This is a genomic window from Pseudomonas sivasensis, from assembly GCF_021391435.1.
In the GTDB taxonomy this organism is placed as follows: Bacteria; Pseudomonadota; Gammaproteobacteria; order Pseudomonadales; family Pseudomonadaceae; genus Aquipseudomonas; species Aquipseudomonas sivasensis.
The window spans coordinates 78636-97031 of sequence record NZ_CP090029.1; the positions used below are offsets into that span (position 1 = coordinate 78636).

The following is an 18396-nucleotide window of genomic DNA, read 5'->3' on the forward strand; positions in this document are numbered from 1 at the left end:
GGAAAATGGACCTGTTCAACCTCCTTTCATACAAGCTTGAAAATTTCCTGAACATCCGGCCATGTCCGACAGAGTTCGGTGATGTTTTTTACCGAGAAGATGAGCCTTCTCTACTCTCTGTCGCCGCCAGAAAGCTCAATGGGACTACGCTTTATGTGAGCCGCTGGCATGACCTGTTTTCCATCAGTACCTTCGAAAAAGCCATGTCGAAGCTCGGCTTCACAGAACCGGACTGTTATGCCCTCCTGTCAGTCCTGTCACGCTTCGGTTATTTACTTGAAATAGACAACCGTCAACGGACCAATAAAGACTACTTTATCTTCTTCTATATAATTCAATTGATCACTTTGAAAAACAATCAGATCGATGCGAATGAACAGTTCAAAAACCACATACTCAAATCCCTGCTTTTCGAACTGAGCATTGAAGACGAAATTTATAAGCGTTTCAGCATCAAAAATAATAAACTGATACTAAACGCAGATATTCTAGGGCCAACCCCACTACTGGACGTTATTGACCTGATTTATCAGGCAATCAAGGCCGACGACCGAAAAGAAAATGTAATCTTTAGCGTCTTAAAAGACTACCAAAAAAGTATTATTACACTACTGACAAAACCCAACGACACGAATTATCGTTTCCGATTTAATGATTGCCACAGCGAATTTATGTATCCAGATGTATTTCTGCATGCTTACGCTAACGACAGGCAAACGTTATTTGACGCTATCGTTGATACGGTCAACCCACTTCAATCCACACACAATCTTTTTGTTTCCAACATCATCCTAATGAACTACGCCTTTTATATTATTAAAAATAAACCTCAAGAAATATTGAGACTTAAAAAGCATACCCGTGATAAAGCCGTGTTCGAAAAAGTGGTGCAAGCAATCGTCTCTCGCCGGATGTCTGTCAAAAAAGAATGCTTCAGGAATATTCTGACAGATCACGATCTTTCCTCAATAAACGATAGCCCAACCGTGTTCTACAACATTTTATATTCGCTATAGCCGCTACGCCGTCAAGGCCATTGGATTGTCTGGGCAACCCTATCCTGATCAAGCGCCTGAAGACCGCGTTGACCTGTATGCCTTAAAACACAAGGATCCTGTGACTATGGAAGGTAACGTGCTAAACACCGATTGGCCCAGCAGAGCAGCCTATGTCTGATGCCCTATGGGCGGCCCGGATGGGGGATGCGCTTTCCCACACTTCGATGATGGCCGACATCCTTGGCGGTGTGCTGGAGGTGGCGGCCAATATCGCGATCACCGCCGTGGCGACCGCGGCCGTGGTTGCGGCCACCGGCATTACCGTCGCCACTGGCGGGCTGGGTTGCTTCCTGCTGGGCGCGGTGGTGGGCACGATTGTCGGCCTGGCCATGAGCAAGACGGGGGCAGATAAAGGTCTGACGAATTTATGCGATAGCTTCAGCAATGCGCTGTTCCCGCCCACGGTGCAGGCGAACATTCTCACGGGCTCCACCGACACCCTCACCAACAACATCCCCGCCGCCCGTGCCGCCGGGGCGATCAGCTCCCACGTCGCGCCGGCCGGCACCGAGCTGGAAGAACCCGAGCCTGAGCCAGAAGCCAGCTACCTGGACATGGCCGAGAGTTTCTTCTCGCAGATGTGGCGTCCTACAGTGGCAACCCCCGCTCCCGGCGCCGTGCCCAAGCCGCTGGACCTGGTGGTGTGCATGAAGCACCCACCTATGCCACCGCAGTTCCTTGCCGAGGGCTCGAACAAGGTCACGATCAACGGCCAGCCGGCGGTGCGCAGTGGTGATCGCAGTACGTGCGATGCGACCGTGGTGTCGTCCGGGTTGATTTCATCGAACGTGACCATCGGCGGCGGCTCGGTGGTGGTGCGCGAGATTCGCAGCGGCAAGACCCCGGGTGTGGGGCTGGCGGTGACGGCGTTGTTGATGCTCAAGGGTGGCAAGGGCAAGTTCTTCAGCAAGCTGCCGTGCATGTTGATCGGCGGCGCGACCTCGATGGCCGTGAGCAGTGCGATGGGGGCCATGGCCAACGCGGCGATGGGCTCGTCGAACCCGGTGCATGCGGCCACCGGCGCCAAGGTGTTGGGCGGCGATGATGAGCTGGATTTCGTACTGCCTGGCATCCTGCCGATTGATTGGCAGCGTTTCTACAACAGCCGTGACGAGCGCACGGGCGGTTTGTTCGGTGCGGGTTGGAGCGTGCCGTATGAGGTGTGCGTCGAAATTCGTCCCCATCCCGAGGGCGGCGAAACGCTGGTCTACACCGATGAACAGGGCCGGCCTATCGACATGGGCAGTATTCCCCTGGGCGGCGCGGTGTTCAGCGCCGGTGAAGGGCTGGCCGTGCGGCGACACCTCAACGGGCAGTTGCTGATTGAAAGCGATGACGGTCTGTATCGCTTATTTGAGCCTTCCACCAACCCGGCTTTGCTGCGCCTCAGCCAGCTCGGCAACCGCAACAAAAACCGCATCCATGTTGATTACGACGAAGCCGGGCGGCTGATCCGGCTGCGCGATACGTTCGACTTGGTGCAAGTGGAGTTGATCCGCGATCAAGGCCACGTGATGCGGCTCGAACGTCTTTACCCCGATCAACGCCGCGAAGTACTGGTCAGCTATGGCTATGATGCCGCCGGTAATCTGGCTGAAGTACGCGACGCCACCGGCCAGGTGCAGCGGCGCTTCAGCTACGATGCCGGCCGGCGCATGGTCGAGCACCAGTTGCCGACCGGTCTGCGCTGTTTCTACGAATGGGCCTTGGTTGAAGACGTGGAATGGCGCGTGGTCCGGCACTGGACCGACGAAGGCGACGCCTACCAGTTCGACTATGACTTGCAGGCCGGTATCACGCGGATTACCGACGGCTTGCAACGCGTCAGTAGCCGCCACTGGAACACCCAGCACCAGATCGTTCGCTACTGCGATAACCTCGGGCAAACCTGGCGGTTCGAGTGGAACGACGAGCGCCAATTGCTCAGCGCCACCGACCCGCTGGGCGGGCGCTTTGCATACAGCTACGACGACGCCGGCAACCTGATCGGCGAGACCGACCCGCTGGGCCGCAGCGACTCGACCTTGTGGCTTGAGCACTGGGCACTGCCGCTGGTGGAGACCGACGCCGCCGATAATAGCTGGGCGTATCGCTACGATCAGCGCGGCAACTGCATCGCCGAAACCGATCCGCTGGGCTACGTCACCCGCTACCGCTATGACGATCACGGCCAGGTCGTGGAGATCATCGACGCCACCGGCAAAAGCAAGAAGATGCGCTGGAACCCGTTCGGGCAGTTGGTTGAGCATATTGATTGTTCGGGTTACCCGACGCGTTTCAGTTATGACGAGCGCGGTTATTTGCAGGTCATTACCGACCCGCTAGGGGAACGAACAACCTTCACATACGACACGATGGGCAGGATGCTCAGCCAGCAGTTGCCAGATGGTCGTATCGAGTATTTTCAACGTAACGCCTGTGGACAATTGACGGTCCATACCGACCCGTCAGGCCACTCGACTCATTATCAGTACAACCCTCGCGGGCGCATTCGCCAGCGCACGGATGCGCACGGCCGCAAAGTGCAATTCAGCTATGACAGCTACGCACGGCTGCAAGCACTGACCAACGAGAATGGCGAATGTTATCGTTTCACGTGGAATGCCAATGATCGCCTGGTCGAGCAGCGCGACCTAGATGGCAGCGCCCATCGCTATGACTACGATGCATTGAACAGCATCACCAGCGTTACTGCTTTACCAACTCACGACAGCAATGCGCCAGGTCTCCCTGAACAGCCTATTGTTCACTGTTTGGAGCGTGACGCTGCCGGGCGCCTGGTTGTCAAAATCACCGACGATGGCCGCACGGATTATTTATACGATCTCCTGGATCAATTGATCGCAATCACGTTCAAGGACGCCCAGGGCAACGAACAAAAATTGAGTTATCGCTATGACGCCCTCGGCCAGCCACTCGAAGAGCAAAGCTCGGCCGGCAGTTTGAAACATCGCTATGACGAATTGGGCAATCTGACCCAGACCCAATTACCCGATGGTCGCTGGATCAACCGTCTGTACTACGGCAGTGGTCATTTGCACCAGATCAACCTCGATGGCCAAGTCATCAGTGACTTCGAGCGGGACCGCCTGCATCGTGAAGTACTTCGCACACAAGGTCAGATCAGCACCCGCACTGAATATGATCGGGGCGGGCGGTTGCGCGCTCGTGTACGGTATCCAAGTACCCTGCCGCGACCACTGACGGGAATGAGCTCGACATACTTCGACTTTGATCCCAGCGACAACCTGATCGCCCGCCACGAACAAAAAGCAGGAATTGCACACCAAAAGTCGTTTCACTACGACGCCACTGATCGCATCATTGCCAGCCAGAATCCAATACATGGGACGCAGGAAAGCTTTGCTTATGACGCAGCGGCCAACCTTCTGGATGGTCCCCGGCCGGGTGAAGGCCTGGTGGTACATAACAAATTAATAACCTACCAAGACAAGCGTTACCGGTATGACAGTTTCGGTCGCCTGGTTGAAAAACGTAGTGCTCGTCGCGCCGTTCAACTATTCAAGTACGACGCTGAAAGCAGAGTGGTCGAAATACGAAATCAGCACGCCGCCAATGAAACTGTCATCACAATGACCTACGACCCTTTAGGTCGTCGGATTACAAAAACCGAACAAAACAGCAACGGTAATACGCTTGGTACCACTCGTTTTGTCTGGGACGGGTTGCAACTGATACAAGAGCACCGTAATAACCAGACCAGCCTTTATCTTTATGAAGATGGGAGCTATGAAGCACTGGCACGTGTTGATGGCCTCGGCCCACTGCAAAGAATCAGGTACTACCACAACGATCCTAACGGACTGCCGCACGAATTGACGGACCACGATGGGCACCGCGTATGGCAGGCCAGTTATTACGCTTGGGGTAATACTGCCGAGGAAACCAGAGAGTCTTCTTACATCGAAGAACAGAACTTGAGGTTTCAGGGGCAATACTTGGACCGGGAAACCGGTTTGCACTACAACACGTTCAGGTTTTACGACCCCGATATAGGTCGGTTTATCACGCCGGACCCCATAGGACTCGCCGGTGGCTTGAACCTCTATCAGTACGGGCCTAATCCGATGGGCTGGTGTGATGCGTGGGGGCTGGCAGGCAGTCCAACCACAGCGACTCATATCACCTACCTGGGCGTCGACAAAGCGACCGGTAAACCTTATGTCGGTTATGCCAGCATGCAAGGCAAACAGGTAGGTTCAGACGTATTGAACTATCGCTACGGGTCAAATTTCGATCGCTTTGGCGGCCAAGCACCTCAAGTCCTGCATACCGCCTACGGCCAGGATGGCAAGGACACTACACGAGGGCTGGAACAACGAGTGTATGAAGGCTTGGGAGGAAAAGATGGAACCGCCAACGCACAAAACCCGGTCGGCAAAGGAAATGGCCGAAGGAAAGAATACCTGGCTGCGGCGGATAAACATTTGTCTCAGACAGACTCAGGCAAAGCACTGGATAAACGCATAAAAGCCGCGAATAAAACCAAGGGCAAAGCCCCTGTCAAAGTCGCAGGCAAAAGCAGAGGTGCGCGAGCAGGCCGCTGCTCGTGAATATCATCAATGACTATTGAAAATGGAGTGGGCCCATGGCCAAGCGCATCCTCTGGAAGGAAGGCGATCTAGTCAGCCTCAAATTGCGAGATGACTTATACACCGTAGGCCAGATGATCAAGAACTCCGTCATGCGCTTCTACGATGTGAGAAGCGTGGACGGCGTCTGGACCGATCTTGCGCTGGACAACAGTATGATCCTGTTCAGTGGTTTTGTCGGCAAGGTGGTGACCCAGAGATTGGCAACGGAAAAACTAATTTCCGTCACGCCATTTAGCCTTTCGGATCATGAGCGTTATTGGCTCAGGCCCCACGTCAGCTTTGAGGGTGGCTTTCCGTTTCGAGATGCTGATCTTGTTGACCTCGGCATCGGCTGCGATGCTGACTACAGCCTGGTACCTGCACTAAAGGAAGATCTGCAACTTTCGGACAGTCGCGACATTATCGAAAAGTATGAGTTGACCAACATGTGGGGAGATGAGGACCTCAGCGACAGACTGTGTCGCTACTTCGATACCGGTGTTAACCGGGATGATTTGAAATATGAAGTCTTTCCGGGGCTCTGGAACGATCGTGAAAGCCTCAGGCCTTTAACCCGACGACTGCCTTTGCCGTTGAGATAGACAAGCAGTGTTTAGGTGGTTTGAAGCATTAAAAAATGGGCACCCAACCCAGTCGGCGTGCCCATTTTTTATACCACCCCGCCCCCTGTCGAGACGGTACTGCAATTACGCGTTAACAGTGTCTTTCAGCGATTTACCCGGCTTGAATGCAACGGTGTTGCTCGCCTTGATTTTCACAGGCTCACCGGTTTGCGGTTTTTTGCCGGTGCGGGCGCCACGATGGCGTTGCAGGAAGGTGCCGAAGCCAACCAGGGTGACGCTGTCCTTGCGGTGCAGGGCGCCGGTGATTTCTTCGAGAACGGCGTTGAGGACGCGGTTGGCCTGTTCTTTGACACGGGTCCTGCCGGCCATAGCACCATTGGGCTGGTACCGGAAATAGCTGTAAAACCCATTATTCATCGACTCAAGCGTGATGCAATGGGGCGCTTGAGCGCCAAGGTGACAGATGATGGTCACACCCAATACACCTACGATGTGTTGGACCAACTGACTGGCGTCCACTTCATGGACACGAGCGGTCATTCACAGACACTGGGGTTCTCGTACGACGCTCTCGGGTAAATGCTGGAAGAACGGAGCCAAGCGGGCTCGTTGCAAAATCACTACGACGAACTGGGGAACCGGATCCAAAGCAAACTGCCCGATGGGCGCTGGATCAATCGCCTACATTACGGCAGTGGTCATCTGCATCAGATCAACCTCGACGGCCACGTCATCAGTGACTTTGAGCGCGACCGCCTGCACCGTGAAGTACTGCGCACCCAAGGCCAGATCAGCACGCGCAGCGAGTACGACCGCAGCGGCCGCCTGCGCTCACGCCAACGCCGCCACACCAGCCAGCCGGCGTTGGTACCGGCGGCGATACAGAAGCACTTCGAATACGACCCCGCCGACAACCTGATTGGCAAACTCGACCAGCAACCCACCACGCAGCATCGCCAACTGCTGCATTACGACGCCACCGGCCGCATCATCGCCAGCCAGGACAGCCTGCACGGCCAACGCGAAACCTTCGCCTACGACGCCGCCGCCAACCTGCTCGACGGCCCGCAGGCCGGTGCCGGGTTGGTGGCGCATAACAAGCTGCTGACCTATCAGGACAAACGTTATCGCTATGACGCGTTTGGGCGGATGATCGAAAAACGCAGCGGCGCCCGAGGCGTACAACACTTTGCGTACGACGCCGAAAGCCGGCTGATTGAAGTGCGTAATGAAGGCGGCAGCGTAGTGCGAATGGCCTACGACCCACTGGGCCGGCGCATCGGCAAGACCGAACACGGCAGCAATGGTTATCCACTGAGCGAAACCCAGTTCCTGTGGGACGGCTTGCGTCTGTTACAGGAGCAAAAGCACAGCCAGACCAGCCTTTACGTCTATGAAGACGAAGGCTACCAACCCCTGGCCCGCGTCGATGGCATCGGGGAGCTGCAAAAAATTCGCTACTACCACAACGATCTCAACGGCCTGCCGGAGCAACTGACAGAGGCTGATGGGCACACCCTGTGGCAGGCGACTTATCGGGTGTGGGGCAATACCGTGGAGGAGGTGCGGGAGCCTTACTTTATTGAAGAGCAGAACCTGAGGTTTCAGGGGCAGTATCTGGATCGTGAGATCGGATTGCACTACAACACCCGACGCTTCTACGATCCCGACATAGGCCGCTTTACCACTCCCGACCCGATAGGTTTGGCTGGAGGCCTCAATTTCTACACTTATGCACCTAACCCTGTCGGCTATGCTGACCCTCTGGGACTCGCAGTTGACCCGCTGGTAAAACTGAAAGATCGCGGCTACACAGGCGTTACGAAGACCCCCGGCGGAGGGCTCGACTATTCAAACAGCAATGCGCTTTACAATAAAAAACCCGGTGTTAATCCAATTGTCAGAATTGAATACACTGGTGACTATCAAAAAGACGAAGAGCTCGCCAACAAAGCGGCAAAATTGAATCAAAAGCGCGCACCGGCCGGGCATGTCTGGCACCACCTGGATGATTACGACCCGGAGACCAACAAAGGCACTATGCAACTAATTAAAAAAGATGCTCATAACGGCATAACCCATAAAGGTGGTGCCGCCCAATACAAAGCAGCGACAGGCAGGGCTTACACCCACCCAGGTCGCTTTAAGAGTAGAACAAAGGGAGCACCCAAATGCGGCTGAAACTTGAAGACTCCAAACAGGCTCTTTCTGTACAGGAACTGAACGAGTTCCAAGAAATATTCCACGTGCAATTACCGACGGCCTTTAGACAGTTTTATCTAAAGCATAATGGCGGTGATCTATCCGACAGCAATGACGACAATGATTTTTTTTTGGGCGGTTTTACACCTATCAAATATGGTGACGCACCTGTCGAAACGATCTATAGAGATTTAACTGACGATATTCCATCGCTAAAACAAATGATCCCCTTTGCTTATGACAGGGTCGGCAACTCATTTCTCCTGTCAGTAAAGGAGAATGACTTTGGATACATTTATATTTACTTGATGGACGAAGAGGAGCTTGCATTTGTTTGCGAATCATTTGAAGAGTTTATGAGTGAGCTCACAAACGGATAGAAGCGTTGCACTTGTTCGGGTAGATAGGGTCGCGCCCCGTATGCTGGCGCTGTTCAACATAGCCGGATGGTACGCCCCCACAAAAAATGGGCACCCGACCCAGTCGGCGTGCCCATTTTTTCCACCACCCCGCCCCCTGTCGAGACGGTACTGCAATTACGCGTTAACAGTGTCTTTCAGCGATTTACCCGGTTTGAATGCAACGGTATTGCTAGCCTTGATTTTCACAGGCTCACCGGTTTGCGGGTTTTTGCCGGTGCGGGCGCCACGATGGCGTTGCAGGAAGGTGCCGAAGCCAACCAGGGTGACGCTGTCCTTGCGGTGCAGGGCGCCGGTGATTTCTTCGAGAACGGCGTTGAGGACGCGGTTGGCCTGTTCTTTGGTGAGATCTGCTTTTTCAGCGATGGCGGCTGCGAGTTCTGGTTTACGCATGTGTGAAGCCTCTTTGACGGTTTTTTGTTGTTATGTCCGTGCTGCTCTCTTCTGGAGCAGCGCCCAAAGCGCCGCAGGCTCTACTCTGCGGCAGACGGGAGTGAGGATGGCATGCCCTCGCACGCTCCGCCAGTCTCGCGGCGACCTTTCTGAGGGTAGGAATGTGCTAATTCCGACAGAACGACCGGCATTTACGCCAGCAAAGGTGGAAGTTCTTTGTTGAGGGCCAGTTTTTCCATCACCGCCGTGCCCGTCAGCGCATAACCCAGCAGGCGACCGCTGGCGTCGCGGCACAGGGCCTTGATGTCGGCGCCCTGGCCTTCGACGCTCCAGACGCCTTCGGTGCCCCTTGGCGGCGGCGAAACCACCAGCGGGCAGACCGGGGTTTTCACGGTGACGGGCATCGGGCCGTAGCTGACGGCGGTGGCATTGCCGGCCAGGGTTTGGGCCAGAGCGCGGGCGCAGGTCATCAGAGGCATGACGTACAGCAGGTTCAGGCCGTCGACCTCGGCGCAGTCGCCCAGGGCGTAGATATTGGCGTGGGAGGTCTTGAGGTGACGGTCCACCATGATCCCACGGTTGATTTGCAGGCCCGCGGCGGCAGCCAGGTCGATACGTGGGCGCAGGCCGATGGCCGAAACGACCAGATCGCAGGGAATCACTTCACCGTCAGAAAGGTGCGCTTCCAGCCCGTCCGCCGTGCGCTGCAGGCGGTTGAGCACCGGCCCCAGGTGGAAACGCGCGCCCAGGCCTTCCAAGCCAGCTTGTACAGCGGCAGCGGCTGCCGGGTGCAGCAGGGTTGGCATCACTTGCTCGCACGGAGCGACCAGGTCGATTTCATAACCGCCAAAGATCAGGTCATTGGCGAATTCACAGCCAATCAAACCGGCGCCGAGCAGCAGCACGCGGCGTTTGCCAGCAGCGGCAGCGCGAAAGCGTGCGTAGTCTTCAAGGTCGTTGATCGGGAAAATCAGTTCCGCCGCGTCGCCTTCAACCGGGACGCGTACGGTTTCTGCACCCCAGGCCAGGATGAGGTCACGGTAAACCACCGCTTCCTCGCCGATCCACAGGCGTTTGTGGCCCGGGTCGATGCCGCTGACACGGGTGTGAGTTCGCACTTCGGCCTTGAGTTGCTCGGCCATAGCTCCCGGCTCAGCCATGCTAAGGCCGTCGGCCTCCTTGTTTTTGCCAAAGCCGGTGGAGAGCATGGGCTTGGAGTAGGAGCGCCCGTCATCTGCGGTGATCAGCAGCAAGGGGGTTTCGCTGTCGAGCTTGCGAAACTCCCGGGCCACGTTATAACCGGCCAATCCTGTGCCGATGATCACGACAGGTGCGTTCATTCCATTCTCCTTGTAGTACGTTTCTTAAATTCGGGATTAAGCGATTTCGATCATTTCGAAATCCATTTTGCCCACGCCGCAATCCGGGCACAGCCAGTCTGCAGGGACATCTTCCCAACGAGTGCCGGGCGCAATGCCGTCATCCGGCCAGCCGTCGGCTTCGTTGTAGATAAGGCCACAGACGATACATTGCCACTTCTTCATTACTTGCTTCCTCAGGTTCAGGCGTCTTGGCCGGCGGTCGTTGGATCCAGCGTTGCCGCGCGGCTCAGGGCGTTTTGTACTGATCGGGGCCGGCAGATGCAAGCGCGATCGACGCAAGGTGCCGGTTGAGCCCGGCAAAAGCCCAGGGTGCCATGGTAAGCTCGCCGCCTCTTTTGCTGCCAATACTGACTCACCGTGCCGCACTCAATCGCCCTCCCCGATGCTTGCCAATGGCTGATCCAGAGCCGTTTGAGCCCTCTGCCTACACCTTTGACCCTCAATTGGCTGTTCGATGACGGCTCGCTGACACGGCGGCTGACAGGGCTGTCCAACGACAGTTTCAGCGTAACGCCACTGTTCGAAGGCTGGCAGCCGCTGCGAGACGACGAGTGCGCCGCCCTGAACTTGGCCCCGGCCACTGTCGGCTGGGTGCGCGAGGTGTATTTGCGTGGGCACGATCAGCCGTGGGTGTTTGCCCGCAGCGTGGCGGCGCGCAGTGCCTTGCAGGGCGATGGGCTGCACATGGATGAACTGGGCAGCCGCTCCCTGGGCGAGTTGCTGTTCTGCGATCAAGCCTTCACGCGCCAGGCAATCGAGGTGTGCCATTACCCACGGCAATGGCTGCCGACAGCCGATCAGGCGGATGGGCTATGGGCACGCCGCTCACGTTTTGATCGTGGATCGCTAAGCGTGTTGGTAGCGGAAATCTTCCTGCCGGACTTCTGGCACGTGCTGCATGAACATCCGGAGAACTGCTGATGTACCAACGTCTGCTCAAATCCCTGAACCGCCTGAACCCGAGGGCCTGGGACTTTATTCAGTTGACCCGGATGGACAAGCCCATCGGCATTTACTTGCTGCTGTGGCCGACACTTTGGGCGTTGTGGATTGCGGGCAAGGGTTCTCCCTCTTTCATCAATATTGTGATTTTCGTGTTGGGCGTGGTGCTGACCCGGGCGGGCGGCTGTGTGATCAATGACTGGGCTGACCGCAAGGTCGATGGCCATGTGAAGCGCACCGAGCAGCGCCCACTGGTGAGCGGAAAGATCAGCTCCAAAGAGGCGCTGGTGTTTTTTGCGGTGCTGATGGGTATCAGTTTCCTGCTGGTGCTGCTGACCAACGCCACCACGATCCTGTTATCCCTTGGTGGATTGGCGCTGGCGGCGAGCTACCCGTTCATGAAGCGCTACACCTATTACCCGCAAGTGGTGCTGGGCGCGGCGTTCTCCTGGGGGATGCCGATGGCCTTCACCGCCGAGACCGGCAGCCTGCCCGCTGCTGCGTGGCTGTTGTACATCGCCAACCTGCTGTGGACGGTAGGCTACGACACGTATTACGCGATGACCGACCGTGACGACGACCTGAAGATTGGCGTGAAATCCACCGCGATCCTGTTTGGCGATGCCGACCGCGTGATCATCCTGACCCTGCAAAGCCTGGCGCTGGTGTGCCTGTTGCTGGCGGGGACGCGGTTTGAGTTGGGCGGATGGTTCCATCTGGGGCTGCTAGCTGCGGCGGGGTGTTTCGCTTGGGAGTTCTGGTACACCCGCGACCGGGACCGCCTGAAATGCTTCAAGGCGTTTTTGCACAACCACTGGGCCGGGTTGGCAATTTTTGTTGGGATTGTGGCGGATTACGGGTTTCGATGAGGGGCGAGGCCCCTCACCGAGAGTGGCCTGAATCAGGGCTTGGCGACTTTCCAGGCGCCGTCCATTTTGCCGTCGCCGGTCATGTCGCCGGCCTTTTTATCCATGACGAAGGTATAGAGCGGCTTACCGTTGTAGGCCCACTGGCTCTTTTGGTCATCACGGGTGATAACAGTCCATTTGCCCATTGGCTTGTCGGTGGACTCAGCCATCAACGGTGGCCAGTTAGTCGCGCACTTGTCGTTGCACATGGATTTGCCATCGGCATCCTTGGCAAAGGTATAGAGCGTCATTTCCTTGTGATCCACCAGCATCCCGTCTTTGGTCATCGCCGGCTCCGCCGCGAACGCCAGGGTCGGCAGCGTCAACGCGGCCGTTACCAGCAGGGCTTTCCAGGAAACAGTACGGTAAGTCATAGGAACCTTCCTTTTGTGGTTGTCAGGATTCGGACCCAAAGGGTAGTCCAGAGTGCCGTGATTTGCCCAAGCGACTAAATTACTGTCACACGACTGCAATAATTCCGTTATCTAATGCGGCGCAAGACAGTTAAATGACAAGAGGATTTTTGAGCATGGTTGGCAGGAGCATTCTGATTGTTGACGACGAAGCGCCCATCCGCGAGATGATCGCCGTTGCGTTGGAAATGGCCGGCTATGACTGCCTGGAGGCTGAGAACTCCCAGCAGGCCCATGCCATTATCGTCGACCGTAAGCCGGACCTGATCCTGCTGGATTGGATGCTGCCTGGCACTTCCGGCATCGAACTGGCCCGCCGCCTCAAGCGTGATGAACTGACCGGGGATATTCCGATCATCATGCTCACCGCCAAGGGCGAAGAGGACAACAAGATTCAGGGCCTGGAAGTGGGCGCTGATGACTACATCACCAAACCCTTTTCCCCACGGGAGTTGGTAGCGCGTCTGAAGGCGGTATTGCGCCGCGCCGGCCCGACCGATGGCGAAGCGCCGATTGAAGTCGGCGGTCTGATTCTCGACCCGATCAGCCACCGCGTCACCATCGACGGCACACCGGCCGAGATGGGCCCGACCGAATACCGCCTGCTGCAATTTTTCATGACCCACCAGGAACGCGCCTACACCCGTGGCCAGCTGCTGGACCAGGTGTGGGGCGGCAATGTGTATGTGGAGGAGCGCACCGTTGACGTGCATATCCGCCGCCTGCGCAAAGCCTTGGGCGACGCCTACGAGAATCTGGTACAAACCGTGCGCGGCACTGGCTACCGGTTCTCCACCAAAAGCTGAGCCAACCCTTCTACTTCCTTAGCAGCTGACAAGGACGCATGTTTAAGTGAACCAGAACTGGCATGGCACCCTGATCCGCCACATGCTTCTTTTGATCACCGGCTGCCTGTTGGTCGGGCTGATCAGCGGCTACTACGGCTGGAGCCTGGCCATCGGTATCGGCCTGTACTTGGGTTGGACCCTCAAGCAACTGCTGCGTCTGCACGAATGGCTGCGCCAGCACAAACCCGACGAAGCACCACCCGACGGCTACGGCCTGTGGGGCGAGGTGTTCGACAGTATTTATCACCTGCAACGCCGCGACCAACGGGTACGCGGTCGCCTGCAAGCGGTGATCGACCGGGTGCAGGAGTCCACCGCCGCGCTCAAGGACGCGGTGATCATGCTCGACAGCGACGGGAACCTGGAATGGTGGAACCGTGCCGCCGAGACCTTGCTGGGCCTCAAAACGCCCCAGGACAGCGGCCAGCCGGTGACCAACTTGGTACGCCACCCGCGCTTCAAGGAATACTTCGAGCAGGACAACTACGAAGAAGCCTTGGAAATCCCCTCGCCGACCAACGACCGTGTGCGCATCCAGCTGTACCTGACGCGCTATGGTAACAACGAGCACCTGATGCTGGTTCGCGACGTAACGCGCATCCACCAACTGGAGCAGATGCGCAAAGACTTCGTCGCCAACGTCTCCCATGAACTGCGCACGCCGTTGACGGTGATCTGCGGCTATCTGGAGACGCTGCTGGATAACGTCGACGAGATCAACCCACGCTGGAGCCGTGCCCTGCAGCAGATGCAGCAACAAGGCTCGCGCATGCAGACCCTGCTCAACGACCTGCTGTTGCTGGCCAAGCTTGAAGCCACCGATTACCCCTCGGACAATCATCCGGTGGCGGTGCAAAGCCTGTTGCAGACCATCAAGAATGACGCGCAGGCCCTTTCCGGCGAGCGCGGGCAGCAGATCAGCCTGGAAGCCGATCCACAGGTGTTGCTCAAGGGCAGCGAAGGCGAATTGCGTAGCGCGTTCTCCAATCTGGTGTTCAACGCCGTGAAGTACACACAGGACAAAGGCGCCATCCGCATCCGCTGGTGGGCCGACGAGCAAGGCGCGCACCTGAGCGTGCAGGACTCCGGCATCGGCATCGACGCCAAGCACTTGCCTCGCCTGACCGAGCGTTTCTACCGTGTCGACTCCAGCCGCAACTCCAACACCGGCGGCACCGGGCTGGGCCTTGCCATCGTCAAGCATGTGCTGCTGCGCCACCGAGCGCGCCTGGAAATCAGCAGCGTGCTGGGACATGGCAGCACCTTTACCTGCCATTTTCCGCCGGCGCAGGTGACGCGTTCGCGGGCGATCGCCGCAGATGAATAACCCGAAGACGACACAAAGATAATGTGGGAGGGGCTCCTCGCCCCCGATGGCGGTGCGTCAGTTAAGTTATCTGTAACTGATCCACTCCTATCGGGGGCAAGCTCCCTCCCACAGCAGACTTGCATCATTTTGGAGGGCGTATTCCGCCCCCGCCCGGCAGCGGGTACTAGGCAAGCGCCCCGCCAGCCGCTACATTGGCCGACTTGCGCCTGCCTCTCGGGCCTGCCTGTCACCCCTTATTGAACACATGGAACCTGCAAAACCCAATCATGGACCCTTCCCCTGGTATCACCCTCTCTACACTCTTCGCCGACTTCGGCATGATTCTTTTTGCTCTGATCCTGGTACTGCTCAACGGTTTTTTCGTTGCGGCGGAATTTGCCATGGTCAAGTTGCGCTCCACCCGAGTCGAGGCCATCGCCCACACCAACGGCTGGCGTGGACAGATCCTGCGTACCGTACACAGCCAGCTCGACGCTTACCTGTCGGCCTGCCAGTTGGGTATCACCCTCGCCTCCCTGGGCCTGGGTTGGGTCGGTGAGCCGGCGTTTGCCCACATCCTTGAACCGATGTTGGCCGCCGTGGGCGTCGAATCGCCGGAAGTGATCAAGGGCGTGTCGTTCTTTGCGGCGTTCTTCGTGATTTCCTACCTGCACATCGTGGTCGGTGAGCTGGCGCCCAAATCCTGGGCCATTCGCAAACCCGAGTTGCTGTCGCTGTGGACGGCGGTGCCGCTGTACCTGTTCTACTGGGCCATGTACCCGGCCATCTACCTGCTCAACGCCAGCGCCAACGCGATCCTGCGCATCGCCGGCCAAGGCGAGCCTGGCCCGCACCATGAGCACCATTACAGCCGCGAAGAACTCAAGCTGATCCTGCACTCCAGCCGTGGCCAGGACCCTAGCGACCAAGGCATGCGCGTATTGGCCTCGGCCGTGGAAATGGGCGAACTGGAAGTGGTCGACTGGGCCAACTCCCGCGAAGACCTAGTGACACTGGAATTCAACGCACCGCTCAAGGAAATCCTCGCACTGTTCCGCCGCCACAAGTTCAGCCGCTACCCGGTGTACGACAGCGTCCGCCAGGAGTTCGTCGGCCTGCTGCACATCAAGGACTTGCTGCTGGAGCTGGCCGAACTCGACCATATCCCCGAGTCGTTCAACCTGGCCGAGCTGACTCGCCCGCTGGAGCGCGTGTCGCGCCACATGCCGCTGTCGCAGTTGCTGGAGCAGTTCCGTAAAGGCGGCTCGCACTTCGCCGTGGTCGAAGAGGCCGACGGCAACATCATCGGCTACCTGACCATGGAAGACGTGCTGGAAGTGCTGGTCGGCGATATCCAGGACGAACACCGCAAGGCCGAACGCGGCATCCTGGCCTACCAGCCGGGCAAGCTGCTGGTACGTGGCGATACCCCGTTGTTCAAGGTGGAACGCCTGCTCGGCATCGACCTGGACCATATCGAAGCCGAAACCCTGGCCGGCCTGGTCTACGAAACCCTGAAACGGGTGCCGGAAGAGGAAGAAGTGCTGGAGGTTGAAGGCCTGCGGATCATCATCAAGAAGATGAAAGGACCGAAGATCGTACTGGCCAAGGTATTGATGCTCGATTGACCCTCAATTGCCCAACGCAAAGTTGGGCAATGCGCCCACCGGCTGGTTGAACTCATACGGGATCGACACCAGCCCTGCCTCGGTGGCGCGCTGTACCACAAAGTGCAGGTGCGGCCCGCTGCTGTTGCCGGTATTGCCCGACAACGCCAGCGGACTCCCCACCGCAACGCGCTGCCCTACCCTCGCACTGACCGACCCTTGCTTCAGATGCAGGTACACCCCCTCGGTGCCGTCATCATGCTGCACCCGCACAAAATTCCCCGATGCATCATTGCCCCGCCCGGCCTGCTCGTTCTCGGTCTTCACCACCACGCCACTGCGCGCGGCGATGATCGGCGTGCCTTCGGGCATGGCGATGTCCATGGCGTAGCGGCTCTTGACGTCGGTGTGACTGAAGCTGCCGCTGGGACCTTGGGTCAAGCGGAACGGACCGCCGCGCCAGGGCAAGGGGTAGCGGTAGGCTTGGGGTCGATAACGGGGGGTTGGCCTGTCGAGCACTGGACGCTCGACCTTGCGCTCCTGGATCACAAACGCCTGGGCGCCGGGGGTTTGCCGGTCGCTGAAAAACACCACGCCATTGGCGTCAGTGGATTTGTAGAGGGTCATGGCCAAGGTCGAGGTGGTGACCGTGGCCAACCCGCAGCAGATCAAAAGACGAAGGAGCATGGCGCGAACCTGCCGGGATGACTGAGCGGCAGGTTAGCAAGGGATAATGACAATCTTGTGGTGAGCTGAACCTTAAAGGATCAGGCACCCGGCACAAAATGCTTCTGAGCCGTACCGCGCGCAATCAGGCGGGAAATGTAGTCGAGTTTCTGCGCATCCTGGTCAATAAACCGGAAGGTCAGTTGCAGCCAGTCGCTGTCGGGCTTGGGCTCAAAGGCGACGATGGCGTGCAGGTAGCCGTTGAGACGGGCCACCTCGGCGTTGTCGCCTTGCTCAAGGTCGAGCACCGCACTTTCCAGCACCTGAGGCAGGACTTCAGTGCGACGCACTACCAGCAGCGCCTCCTTGATGCTCAGCGCTTTGATGACACATTGCTGGGTGCCACTGGACAGCCGCAGTTGACCCTGGCCACGACCGGCGGCCGGCGCGGCGGAAGGGGCTTGCACTGGCGGGCTGTTGAGCAGGCCTTTGCTGGGCGCTGACGCCGCAGCTGCAACGGGGGCCGAACGCAACGCTTCAGGCTTGCCGCCCGTCAGGGCGCTCAGGGAATCGTTGCCAAAGGCCGAGTTCATTTTGGTCGGCGCGCTGGCAACCAGGGCGTCGAGGCGACCGACCTTGTGCAGGGCCTGTTTGACCTTGTTCAGCAGTTGCTCGTTAGTGAACGGTTTGCTGACGTAACCAGAAACCCCGGCCTGGATCGCCTGCACTACGTTCTCTTTATCGCCCCGGCTGGTCACCATCACAAACGGCATGGCCTTGAGGTGCGGTTGCTCACGGCACCAGGTCAATAGCTCAAGGCCGGACATTTCCGGCATTTCCCAGTCGCACAGCACCAGGTCGAAGCTCTCGCGCATCAGTATGGTCTGGGCCTTCTTGCCGTTTACCGCATCTTCAAGCTTGATCCCGGGGAAGTAGTTGCGCAGGCACTTCTTCACCAGATCGCGGATAAACGAGGCGTCATCCACCACCAATACACTGACTTTACTCATCGACCCTTCATCCTATAAAAACTTCGGCACGCAGAACGCCTGACTGATGGCATTTTGCCA

The 18396-nt window shown here is 57.7% G+C and carries 16 protein-coding genes and 1 pseudogene; 10 read left to right on the top strand and 7 right to left on the bottom strand.

Annotation, left to right across the window (positions count from 1 at the left end):
* Positions 1 to 5: 5 nt before the first annotated feature.
* From LRO94_RS00345 to LRO94_RS00355, 3 genes are all read left to right on the top strand, one after another.
* Positions 6 to 1016, top strand: coding sequence for a hypothetical protein (locus tag LRO94_RS00345; protein WP_032884443.1), 1011 nt, complete (start codon positions 6 to 8; stop codon positions 1014 to 1016).
* Positions 1017 to 1168: 152 nt separating this feature from the next.
* On the top strand, positions 1169 to 5632 hold the full coding sequence (locus LRO94_RS00350) for an RHS repeat-associated core domain-containing protein (RefSeq protein ID WP_179179741.1): 4464 nt from the start codon (positions 1169 to 1171) through the stop codon (positions 5630 to 5632).
* A 35-nt stretch (positions 5633 to 5667) separates the two neighbouring features.
* Positions 5668 to 6255 carry a hypothetical protein gene (locus LRO94_RS00355; protein WP_032884444.1) on the top strand — a complete coding sequence of 196 codons (588 nt, stop codon included), beginning with the start codon at positions 5668 to 5670 and terminating at the stop codon, positions 6253 to 6255.
* Positions 6256 to 6360: 105 nt separating this feature from the next.
* Here the strand turns inward: LRO94_RS00355 and LRO94_RS00360 are convergent, their stop codons facing one another.
* Positions 6361 to 6606 (bottom strand): HU family DNA-binding protein, encoded by a 246-nt coding sequence (locus LRO94_RS00360; RefSeq protein WP_032884527.1) that lies wholly within the window; start codon positions 6604 to 6606, stop codon positions 6361 to 6363.
* A 15-nt stretch (positions 6607 to 6621) separates the two neighbouring features.
* On the opposite strand from LRO94_RS00360, the pseudogene LRO94_RS00365 reads away from it, so the two are divergent.
* Positions 6622 to 8418 (top strand): annotated as a pseudogene (locus LRO94_RS00365) (RHS repeat-associated core domain-containing protein); the annotation flags it as partial.
* Positions 8409 to 8819 carry an SMI1/KNR4 family protein gene (locus LRO94_RS00370; protein WP_032884445.1) on the top strand — a complete coding sequence of 137 codons (411 nt, stop codon included), beginning with the start codon at positions 8409 to 8411 and terminating at the stop codon, positions 8817 to 8819. The pseudogene LRO94_RS00365 and the gene LRO94_RS00370, both read left to right, overlap by 10 nt.
* A gap of 156 nt (positions 8820 to 8975) precedes the next feature.
* On the opposite strand, the gene LRO94_RS00375 is transcribed toward LRO94_RS00370, so the two are convergent.
* The 3 genes from LRO94_RS00375 to LRO94_RS00385 all read right to left on the bottom strand — a co-directional run bounded on the left by LRO94_RS00375 (position 8976) and on the right by LRO94_RS00385 (position 10795).
* Entirely contained in the window at positions 8976 to 9251 is a 276-nt protein-coding gene (locus LRO94_RS00375) for an HU family DNA-binding protein (RefSeq protein ID WP_003176958.1), read from the bottom strand.
* 191 nt (positions 9252 to 9442) lie between these two features.
* Positions 9443 to 10591, bottom strand: coding sequence for an NAD(P)/FAD-dependent oxidoreductase (locus LRO94_RS00380; RefSeq protein ID WP_179179740.1), 1149 nt, complete (start codon positions 10589 to 10591; stop codon positions 9443 to 9445).
* A gap of 36 nt (positions 10592 to 10627) precedes the next feature.
* A complete protein-coding gene (locus LRO94_RS00385; protein WP_032884447.1) occupies positions 10628 to 10795 on the bottom strand; it encodes a rubredoxin in 168 nt (55 codons plus the stop codon).
* A gap of 195 nt (positions 10796 to 10990) precedes the next feature.
* On the opposite strand from LRO94_RS00385, the gene LRO94_RS00390 reads away from it, so the two are divergent.
* Positions 10991 to 11554, top strand: a complete 564-nt coding sequence (locus LRO94_RS00390) for a chorismate--pyruvate lyase family protein (RefSeq protein ID WP_032884448.1) — start codon at positions 10991 to 10993, stop codon at positions 11552 to 11554.
* Complete coding sequence (ubiA, locus tag LRO94_RS00395; RefSeq protein ID WP_032884449.1) at positions 11554 to 12444, top strand: 4-hydroxybenzoate octaprenyltransferase; 891 nt, start codon at positions 11554 to 11556, stop codon at positions 12442 to 12444. The genes LRO94_RS00390 and ubiA overlap by 1 nt, the downstream gene beginning before the upstream one ends.
* 32 nt (positions 12445 to 12476) lie before the next feature.
* On the opposite strand, the gene LRO94_RS00400 is transcribed toward ubiA, so the two are convergent.
* Entirely contained in the window at positions 12477 to 12857 is a 381-nt protein-coding gene (locus LRO94_RS00400) for a COG4315 family predicted lipoprotein (RefSeq protein WP_032884450.1), read from the bottom strand.
* A gap of 155 nt (positions 12858 to 13012) precedes the next feature.
* On the opposite strand from LRO94_RS00400, the gene phoB reads away from it, so the two are divergent.
* The 3 genes from phoB (at position 13013) to LRO94_RS00415 (ending at position 16681) form a co-directional block, all read left to right on the top strand.
* Entirely contained in the window at positions 13013 to 13702 is a 690-nt protein-coding gene (gene phoB / locus LRO94_RS00405; protein WP_032884451.1) for a phosphate regulon transcriptional regulator PhoB, read from the top strand.
* Positions 13703 to 13784: 82 nt separating this feature from the next.
* Positions 13785 to 15071 carry a phosphate regulon sensor histidine kinase PhoR gene (phoR, locus tag LRO94_RS00410; RefSeq protein WP_185160015.1) on the top strand — a complete coding sequence of 429 codons (1287 nt, stop codon included), beginning with the start codon at positions 13785 to 13787 and terminating at the stop codon, positions 15069 to 15071.
* Positions 15072 to 15340: 269 nt separating this feature from the next.
* Positions 15341 to 16681, top strand: a complete 1341-nt coding sequence (locus LRO94_RS00415; RefSeq protein ID WP_032884453.1) for a hemolysin family protein — start codon at positions 15341 to 15343, stop codon at positions 16679 to 16681.
* A 3-nt stretch (positions 16682 to 16684) separates the two neighbouring features.
* Here LRO94_RS00415 and LRO94_RS00420 read toward each other — a convergent pair whose 3' ends face one another.
* The gene (locus LRO94_RS00420) at positions 16685 to 17347 is read right to left on the bottom strand and encodes a M23 family metallopeptidase (RefSeq protein ID WP_179179739.1); all 663 of its coding nucleotides are present in this window, start codon (positions 17345 to 17347) and stop codon (positions 16685 to 16687) included.
* Between the two features lie 80 nt (positions 17348 to 17427).
* Positions 17428 to 18336: a response regulator gene (locus LRO94_RS00425; RefSeq protein WP_032884455.1), complete on the bottom strand. Its 909-nt coding sequence runs from the start codon at positions 18334 to 18336 to the stop codon at positions 17428 to 17430.
* Positions 18337 to 18396: the final 60 nt, after the last annotated feature.